General features: G+C 69.4%; 7 protein-coding genes. 4 read left to right on the forward strand and 3 right to left on the reverse strand.

All coding sequences use genetic code 11. The annotated features are described in order from the left end of the window. Together BMG523DRAFT_RS27565 and BMG523DRAFT_RS20940 are read right to left on the reverse strand one after the other, a co-directional pair. On the reverse strand, window positions 1–85 hold an 85-nt coding region (locus tag BMG523DRAFT_RS27565), incomplete at its 3' end, for a GDP-mannose 4,6-dehydratase (protein WP_330219012.1). Between the two features lie 64 nt (window positions 86–149). Continuing rightward, window positions 150–2516 (reverse strand): acyltransferase family protein, encoded by a 2367-nt coding sequence (locus BMG523DRAFT_RS20940; protein WP_023841594.1) that lies wholly within the window; start codon window positions 2514–2516, stop codon window positions 150–152. 189 nt (window positions 2517–2705) lie between these two features. Between BMG523DRAFT_RS20940 and BMG523DRAFT_RS20945 the strand changes: the two genes are divergently transcribed. The 3 genes from BMG523DRAFT_RS20945 to rpsA all read left to right on the forward strand — a co-directional run bounded on the left by BMG523DRAFT_RS20945 (window position 2706) and on the right by rpsA (window position 7833). Continuing rightward, window positions 2706–4007, forward strand: a complete 1302-nt coding sequence (locus BMG523DRAFT_RS20945; RefSeq protein WP_023841593.1) for a glycosyltransferase family 39 protein — start codon at window positions 2706–2708, stop codon at window positions 4005–4007. Between the two features lie 193 nt (window positions 4008–4200). Then, window positions 4201–5871 carry an acyltransferase gene (locus BMG523DRAFT_RS20950; RefSeq protein ID WP_023841592.1) on the forward strand — a complete coding sequence of 557 codons (1671 nt, stop codon included), beginning with the start codon at window positions 4201–4203 and terminating at the stop codon, window positions 5869–5871. 483 nt (window positions 5872–6354) lie between these two features. Then, the gene (gene rpsA, locus BMG523DRAFT_RS20955) at window positions 6355–7833 is read left to right on the forward strand and encodes a 30S ribosomal protein S1 (protein WP_011435507.1); all 1479 of its coding nucleotides are present in this window, start codon (window positions 6355–6357) and stop codon (window positions 7831–7833) included. A gap of 149 nt (window positions 7834–7982) precedes the next feature. Here the strand turns inward: rpsA and BMG523DRAFT_RS20960 are convergent, their stop codons facing one another. Then, on the reverse strand, window positions 7983–8165 hold the full coding sequence (locus BMG523DRAFT_RS20960) for a Trm112 family protein (protein ID WP_011435508.1): 183 nt from the start codon (window positions 8163–8165) through the stop codon (window positions 7983–7985). 287 nt (window positions 8166–8452) lie between these two features. Between BMG523DRAFT_RS20960 and BMG523DRAFT_RS20965 the strand changes: the two genes are divergently transcribed. Continuing rightward, window positions 8453–8989: a glutathione peroxidase gene (locus BMG523DRAFT_RS20965; protein ID WP_011435509.1), complete on the forward strand. Its 537-nt coding sequence runs from the start codon at window positions 8453–8455 to the stop codon at window positions 8987–8989. Window positions 8990–9108 lie beyond the last annotated feature (119 nt).

Below are 9108 nucleotides of genomic sequence, written 5' to 3' on the forward strand. Positions count from 1 at the left end.
ACACCTCATAACCCTTCGCGGTCAGCAACTCACCCAGATACAACCCGTCCTGACCGGTAATCCCGGTAATCAGCGCGCGAGGCACGTCGAATCCTCCTGTAGACCGCCCGGTACTGGGCGGAAGGTTAGCGTCGGGTAAAGCGGGCGGGTCAGCCGGGTCCCGCTCCCGTGGTCGGCGTGGTCGGCGCGGGTGCGGCGGCCGCTGCTCCCCGGGCGATCCGGAGAAGCTGGGGAATGATCGCGACACCGATCCGTCGGGCACCGCCATTGGAGATGTGCACACCGTCGTCGTCGCGTAGCCGGACACCGTCCAGTTCGTCGACGTACTTGTCACCCGGAGTGAGAATTGACGTGATGTCGATCACGGTGACGCCGGGATGGCGAGCCGCCGCGGCCCGCAGCAGCGCGTTGAACCGCACCACCCGTTCGGCCTTCGTCTCCGGGTAGATGCCGCCGTTCGGCGCCTCGGTCGGCTTGAACACCGGGGTCGTTAGGAGCACCACCTTGGCACCCTTGGCGCCGAGCGTGTCGATGGCGAGGTCGAGTTCCCGGCCGAGGTAGGCGTCGAACCCCGGATCGCCGATGTGCGTCCACCGGCCGTCCCGCATCTGGTCGGTGACCTCCCAGCGACCGACCAGCAGGATCGCGAGCGCGGGGTTGACCTCGTTCACCCGTTGGGCGAACCGTTGCGGCCACTGGTCGCATCCGTCGGTGGTGGGACCGGCGCTGCCGAGGATGCGCCGCTGCATCCCCCGTGCGACGCCACACCCCAGCTTGGAGAAGTCGTGGATCTCCATACCCTGCTGGGCGGCCATCGAGGAGAAGTCGCTGAACCCCAGGGTGAGAGCCACCGAGTCGCCGCCGAGCAGGACCTTGATCGGGGGGTTCCCGCCGGCCTTGACGGCGACGGCCGGTTGTGGGGAGGTCGCCGCCCGCCGCGCCAACGCCTCCAGGTCCGCGGGAGTGCGCACCGACGCCGACGTCCCGGCGGTCGCCAGCAGGATCACCGCGAGCACCCCGCCCAGGGCGGCGGGCACCGTCACCCGCGGGACGGGGAAGCGTACTTTGCCCCGCCGGATCGGGTTCTCCACGAGGTGGAACGAGGCCAGTGTGATCGCCAGCGTGGCGGCGAGGCGGAGCCCCAGCAGGACCACGCCGTTCGTCCCGGTGCGGGTCGCCGTCAGCGTGAGGAAGATCGGCCAGTGCCACAGGTACAGGCCGTACGAGATGCGGCCGACGAAGGTCAGCGGGGCGGTGGCCAGCACCCTCGCCACCGGGCCTCGGGGCGCTTCCACGAGCGAGGCGACCAGCAGCATCACGATGATCGCAACCCCAAGGAAGCCGCCGGCGTAGAGTCCGCGGCTCTCCCCACCCACCGTTGTCCAGAGGAGGATCATCGCAGCCGTGGCGACACAGCCGACGACCGACATGACCGACCGGGCCCGGGCGGAGATCGGGGTCGTCCGCTGGGCCCGCCAGACGGCGAGGGCGGCCCCGACCAGCAGGGCCTGGGCGCGGCTGTCGGTGCCGTAGTAGATCCGGGAGGGGTTCGTCCCGACCACGAGCAGGGCGAGGCCCACCAACGCGGACGCCTCGGCGCCGAGGACCGCGACCGTGAGCGCGAGCGACTGGGCCTTCTGGCGCTGCCGGCGCCAGCGGTCCACGGTCTTCGCGCTGTGCCGCATCAGCAGGTAGACGATCAGCGGCCACAGGACGTAGAACTGCTCCTCAACGGACAGTGACCAGGTGTGCAGCAGAGGTGACGGAGCCGAGAAGTGGTCGAAGTAGCTCTGGTCGGACAGCGCGAAACGCCAGTTTGCGACATAGAGCAGCGTGGAGAGCGCGTCCAGCCGCAGGGTTCCCACGTCGCCGGGGGAGGCGATCCAGCGGGCGTAGGCCGCCACCCCGAGCAGCAGCAGCAGCAGCGCCGGCATCAGGCGGCGGGACCGGCGGATCCAGAAGGCGCGAAGGTCGATGCGCCGGTTGTAGCGGTACTCGGCGATCAGCAGGCCGGTGATGAGGAACCCGGAGAGGACGAAGAAGGTGTCGACGCCGAGCAGGCCGCCGGGCATCCACGAGACGCCGGCGTGATATGCGATGACGGCCGTGACCGCGAGCGCGCGCAGGCCGTCGAGCGCGGGGGAGTGCCCGAGCGGCGCGAGCACGGGTCCGGTGGCGTCGAGATCCTCCTCGACCCGCAGCGGCCCCGTCGCCTCGCGCGTGCCGGTCCGCGGCCGGGTGCCGGCCCGGGCTCTCGCCCCGGGTGCCGTCACCGTCCCGGGAGACCGGTAGGGAGGTCCGGCCGGCGGCCGGGTGGCCCCGGGCGCCGGGCGAGTCCCGCCCAGGCGGGTATTGATCGGGACGGTGTCGGTGGGCTCCGGTCCGGGTGCCACCCGGCGGTGGCGCCCACCGGAGGCGAGCGGGAAGGTGTCGGCGTCGTTGCTGGTCAGCCTCGTTCCCTCCTCGTCGCCGGGGGTTGCGTCGGCTGCGACCTCGCCAGGACATACGACAGGCAAGGCTAATCGCAGCGGCGTGGAAGGACGTACGCGCGGTGTGCTCGCCGCTGTCGCGGCGGACGCGGTGTCGAGCCGTTATCGGGACATTGGTACCTTCCGCGCGTGTCTGAGACCACGGCGGGGCTCCCCCGGATGGTGGCCCCGGCGCCGGCGGTGTCCACGGGCCAACCCACGTCTCGATTCCCCGTGATGTCGGGGTTCTCCGCGATGCTGGGGCGGGCGCGGCCCGTGCGCTGGCACCTGTGGCTGGCCGCGATCGGGCTGCTCGGTCTCGCCGTCCGCCTGTTCTACCTGTTCCACTGGCTGCATCCGGCGGTCGTGGAGGGGGACCCGTACTACTACCACGAGGCGGCGAACCTCTTCGCAGCCGGCCGGGGCTGGCCCGATCCCTACGAACTCGCCCTGTCCGGCCGCTACGTCCCCGACGCCCAGCACCCCCCACTGACCAGCGGGCTGCTGGCCGTGCCATCGGTGCTCGGATTCACCAGCTTCCTGTCCCACCAGCTGTTCTCATGTCTGCTCGGCGTGCTGTCGATCGTGCTTGTCGCCCTCGCCGGGCGGCGGATCGCCGGCCCCGTGACCGGACTGGTGGCGGCCGGGATCGCCGCTGTCTATCCGGGCATGTGGCTCAACGACCCGCTGTTGATGTCGGAGACGACCGGGATCCTCACCTGCGCGTGGATCATCCTTGCCGCCTACCGGTTCCGAGACCGGCGGACAGTCGCCGACGCCGCCTGGCTCGGAGCGGCCCTCGCTGCGGTGATGCTCGCGCGAGCGGAACTGGCGCTGCTCGCCGTGGTGCTGGTGGTGCCACTCGTCGCCACGGCCCGTGAACTCGCCTGGCGGCGCCGGATCGCCCTGGTGGCCGTCGCGGCGGCGGTGAGTGCGCTCACGATCGCGCCCTGGACCATCTACAACCTGTCCCGGTTCAGTGAGCCGGAGTACCTGTCCACCGGGCTCGGCTCCACCCTGGCGGTCACCCACTGCCCGGCCAGCTACTCCGGCCGGTACGTCGGCTGGTGGTCGTTTGACTGCATCCTGGCGTTGCCACCCTCGCCCCAGGAACGCTCCGAACGGGATGTGTTCTACCGCCGGGCCGCGTACGACTACATCAAACACAACGAGCGCAGCCTGCCCCGGGTGGCCGCGGCGCGGCTCGGTCGGACGTGGGGGGTCTACCGGCCCTGGCAGCAGGCCCGGCTGGACACCATCGAGCGGCGCCCCCTGCTCCTCAGCCAGGTCGGGATGGTCACGCTGTGGCCGTTGGAGATCGCGGCGCTCGCCGGGGTCGTGGTGCTGCGCCGCCGCCGGGTCGTGCTGCTGCCACTGCTCGCCGTGCCGATCGCCCTGAGCCTCGCCTCGGTCGCGATCTACGGGACGACCCGGTTCCGGGCCGCCGCGGAGCCCGCGATCGTGCTGCTCGCCGCCGTCGCGATCACGGCCGCCGCGCGGTGGCTCGGGCGTCGTGTAGTGGCTCGGGTGCCGCGGTAGGTTCGCGGACCGGCCGGCCGGGGCCCCTGGGTGCGGATCCGCTGGCGGGCTTCTGTGCGCGGACTGGCTGGCCGGATAGACCGTCCGGCCGGGTAGAAAGGGTGGGTTCGCTCGGGGTGTCGACGTGGTCGCGCACACCGGACTGGTACGTTGCCTGGGTGCCGGACCTCGCTGATCTCCGGGCGCTCGGTCGGTGAATGGACCCGCCCTTTCCCTCACGGCCGCAGCCGATTCCGGCGCAGCCGCCGGCCCGGCCGGCACCGCTTCCATCCCCGAACCGCGCACTCCCGCGCCGGTCCGTCCACCCAAGGTCGTCTTCGACGGCTTCGACGGCCTGCGCGCGATCGCAGCGGTCCTCGTGGTCGTCGTGCACACCGCGTTTCCCGCTGGTTTCACCACCAGCAGCCGGCTGGGCCCCTACACCGCCCGGGGTGAGATCGGTGTCGCGGTCTTCTTCCTGATCTCGGGGTTCCTGCTCTACCGTCCGTTCGTCGCCGCCCGGTTCGCCGGCATCCGCGGCTCGGACGCCGCCGGCTACCTGGTCCGGCGGTTCATGCGGATCGTCCCGCTGTACTGGGTGGCGCTCGCCGTCACGCTGACCGTGGTCAGCAGCAAGCGGGTCGGCGTGCACGGCTTGGCCGGTCTGCTCCAGACGGCGTTCTTCGTCCAGGGTTATCAGGAGCACTGGGCGATCCAGGGCCTCACCCAGGCCTGGACCCTGGACGTCGAGGCGGCGTTCTACCTGGCGATACCGGTGTACGCGTGGCTGCTGCGGCGGCGGGACCGTCCGCCCGCCGCCCAGTTGCGCGTGGAACTCGCCGCGCTCGCGGTTACGTTCGTCGCCGCCAAGATCGTTCACTACCTGGTGATTCCGTCCACGCAGACCTGGATGAACGGCTGGAACGTCTGGCTGCCGGTCTGGTGGGACCTGTTCGCCATGGGCATGCTGCTCGCCGTGCTCTCGGCCTGGTACTCCCGGCAGGGCAGGTCGCCGCGCTGGGCGGAGCTGCCCGGCTCGGGCACGGTGTGCTGGGGCATCGCCGCGTTCTTCTACTGGGTGTCGAGCAGGCATCTCGGCCTGCCGCTCGTGCCGATCTTCGAAGCCACGCGGAGCCAGGACATGGGCAAGCACCTGGGCTACGGGTTGTTCGGCTTCTTCCTGCTGCTCCCGGCGGTGTTCGGCCACGGCGACCGCGGCTGGGTGCGGCCGCTGCTGGCCAGCCGTCCGCTGGCCTTCCTCGGAGCGATCTCGTACGGCATCTATCTGTGGCACTCGGCCGTCATCGACCTGGTGCTGGAGCACAGCGGCTGGCGGCTGTGGAAGATCCCCTACCCGCCGTTTCTCCTGGTGGTCCTCACCCTGACCGTCGGGGTCTCCACCGTGACGCACTTTTTGATCGAGCGTCCCTGCATCACCCTCTCCCGGGAGTGGGCCCGGCGGGCCGACAGATGGGTGGCGAGGCGCTTCGAAGGGGCGGCGAGGGGCGGGGAGGGCGGCCTCGTGAGCGGGGCCGGCGGATCGCCGGGCGAGGTCGAGGTGATCGGAAAGCCCGTCGATAGCCCGACGGTGCCACTCGCGTCAGGCCTCATGTCACCACGGAACATGACGGACCGGGACGCGCGAGACCCGTCCCCTCCGGTCCGGTCTCTCGATCCCGACCTGCCCGGCGTGCCGGATGGACGGGCGTCGCGCGCCGGGTGGAAGCAGCCCCGGGTCGAGTTCGACGGTCTGGAATGGCTCGGGCCGCAGCCCGCGCCGCAGCCCGGTGGGCCTGGGGCACAGCCGGCCGAGCGCGGGGGGCCCGAGCGCGGGGGGCCCGAGCGCGGGGGGCCCGAGCGCGGGGGATCGGCGAGCCGGCGCTGACCCGAAAATGACCGGGCGTCGGGCGCCGCGAGGCCAGGCCGTCGGCAGGTGTCGGGAATCGGACGCCACGAACTCACCCATTTATCCACTTTTCAACCGATCTGCGCCGTCAGTCCCTGTCGTGTCCCGTCCGCACACGTTCCCACCCGTGTGCCGCGACGATCCGTGGGACGGCGTTGTCCCGCCTACCGCGGTGCCACGCCGCCACCAAAAACTACATATGGACGTCATGTGTCTGCGCAGAGTGAGAGTGATGGCGGACGGCGCACGTCTTGGTACGGGCGCCCGTTGACCACCCTGGACACCCGTCCCTAGACTTGGGGGCGTGCACGAGGGTCTGTGGGTCTCAGACCGAGCGGATCCACTCGAGCGTCGTTATCGTTTCTGACAGTTTCTTCGTTTTTGGCGTTGTTTCTGTCCCTCGGTCCCGGCGGTTCGATCCGGCCCTCGCGCGGACGACCACCCCTAGCCGGAGCCGACCCCTTGACGAGCACCACCGACGTACGACCCGTGGAGACCGTGACCATCTCGCCCAGCCCGACCACACCACAGGTAGCGGTCAACGACATCGGCTCGGCCGAAGACTTCCTTGCGGCCGTCGACAAGACGATCAAGTTCTTCAACGATGGCGACATCGTTGACGGCATCATCGTCAAGGTCGACCGCGACGAGGTGCTGCTCGACATCGGCTACAAGACCGAGGGCGTGATCCCGTCCCGGGAACTGTCGATCAAGCACGACGTCGACCCGCACGAGGTCGTCAGTGTGGGCGACCACGTCGAGGCCCTTGTCCTCCAGAAGGAGGACAAGGAAGGCCGCCTGATCCTGTCCAAGAAGCGTGCGCAGTACGAGCGCGCCTGGGGCACGATCGAGAAGCTCAAGGACGAGGACGGTGTCGTCACCGGCACCGTGATCGAGGTCGTCAAGGGTGGTCTCATCCTCGACATCGGCCTGCGTGGCTTCCTGCCGGCTTCGCTTGTGGAGATGCGCCGGGTCCGCGATCTGCAGCCCTACGTGGGCCGCGAGCTCGAAGCCAAGATTATCGAGCTGGACAAGAACCGCAACAACGTTGTGCTCTCGCGGCGGGCCTGGCTCGAACAGACCCAGAGCGAAGTCCGTTCCGAGTTCCTCGCCCAGCTGGCCAAGGGCCAGATCCGCAAGGGCGTGGTCAGCTCCATCGTCAACTTCGGCGCCTTCGTGGACCTCGGTGGTGTGGACGGCCTCGTGCACGTCTCCGAGCTGTCCTGGAAGCACATCGACCACCCGTCCGAGGTGGTCGAGGTCGGCCAGGAGGTTACCGTCGAGGTCCTCGATGTCGACTTGGACCGCGAGCGGGTCTCGCTGTCGCTGAAGGCGACGCAGGAGGACCCGTGGCGTCAGTTCGCCCGGACCCACGCGATCGGTCAGGTCGTTCCAGGCCGGGTCACGAAGCTGGTGCCGTTCGGTGCGTTCGTCCGGGTGGACGAGGGCATCGAGGGTCTGGTCCACATCTCCGAGCTGGCCGAGCGGCACGTGGAGATCCCCGAGCAGGTCGTGAACGTCGGTGACGAGATCCTGGTGAAGGTCATCGACATCGACCTCGACCGCCGCCGCATCAGCCTGTCGCTCAAGCAGGCGAACGAGGCGACAGGGCTGGCTGTCGACGGCGAGGCGTTCGACCCGAGCCAGTACGGCATGGAAGCCAAGTACGACGAGCAGGGTAACTACGTCTACCCCGAAGGCTTCGACCCCGAGACCGGGGAATGGCTCGAAGGTTACGAGGAGCAGCAGGCGGAATGGGAGCGGCAGTACGCCGAGGCCCAGGCCCGCTTCGAGGCGCACCAGGTCCAGATCCGGGCCGCGCAGGAGGCCGATGCCGCCGCGGCGGCCCCCTCCTCCTACACCTCCCAGTCCGAGCAGCCTTCCTCGGCGATCGATGAAGAGGCGCTGCGTCGGCTGCGTGAGCAGTTCGGTCGGGAGTAGCCGACTCCCGTCACCGACGGTCGGGGCCCGGGGATCTTCTCCCCGGGCCCCGACCGATTTCCGATCCTTTCCCCTGCCCGTCCCAGACCCGGCGGAAGCCCAGTCCCGGGTAGAAGCTCAGCCCGGGCAGAGGGAGGTCCTGGGCCGGATCAGGACGAGGAGCGTGCCACGGCCGGGTCGACGTGATCCGGCCTGAGCAGGATCGGAACGTCGTCGCGGATCTCGTAGCGATGGCCGAGACGCGGGTTGACCAGCCAGCCGTCGACGAGCTCCAGCGGTCCCTTGTCGACCGGGCAGGCGAGGATCTTCAACAGTTCGGGTTCGATGGTCATCTCTGACGTTCCTGTTCGTCGTCTTGGGGGCCGTCGCGGGACCCGTGAGTATCCGTTCCGGATCCCATGAGCATCGCAGACACCCAGGTCGGCCCTGACCGGTCCCGACCGGGGGGCGCCAGCCATCCCGGTGTCGATCCCGGTCGTGAGGCACCGGTTCGCCTCGCTGACGGGTTATGCAACCAACTCGATGACATAAAAACTTCTGGGGGATAGCGTCGAAGTCGCTCGGCGGCCGGAGACCGGCCGCGAAGTCCCAGCTCGCCCTCATCGAGAGTCAGGTGTCCATGACTGTCCATGACTTCACCGTCGATGCCGCGGACGGAACCTCCCGCTCGCTCGGCGACTACGCCGGCCAGACGTTGCTGATTGTCAACGTTGCCAGCAAATGCGGTCTGACGCCGCAGTACGAGGGGCTGGAGTCCCTGTACCGGGATCTGCACGGCCGCGGCCTGGAGATCCTCGGCTTCCCGTGTAACCAGTTCGGCGGGCAGGAGCCGGGCACCGATGCCGAGATCCAGGAGTTCTGCGCCACGAAGTTCGACGTCACCTTCCCGGTCCTGGGGAAGATCGAGGTGAACGGACCCGACGCGGCCCCGCTGTACACCCACCTGCGTTCCGAGGCGCCCGGTGACTTCGGGCCCGATGCCGGTTTCCTCTACGAGCACATCAAGAAGACCCGGCCGGAAGCGATCGGCACCGACGAGATCAAGTGGAACTTCACCAAGTTCCTTGTCGACCCGGACGGAAAAGTGGTCCGCCGGTACGAGCCGACTGTCACCCCCGAGGAGATCCGCAAGGACCTCGAGGCCACCCTGGCCTGATGGTTCTCCCGTGCCCGGCCTGCCGCTACTGAGCTTTAATGCGGAGAGTCATGTTGACCACAGCTCCTCCCAGGCCAGGCCGGTTTCGGCGAGGAAACCCAGGAGCACCCCGGGCCGGT

The sequence above is a fragment of the Frankia sp. BMG5.23 genome (assembly GCF_000685765.2).
Classification (GTDB): Bacteria; Actinomycetota; Actinomycetes; order Frankiales; family Frankiaceae; genus Frankia; species Frankia casuarinae.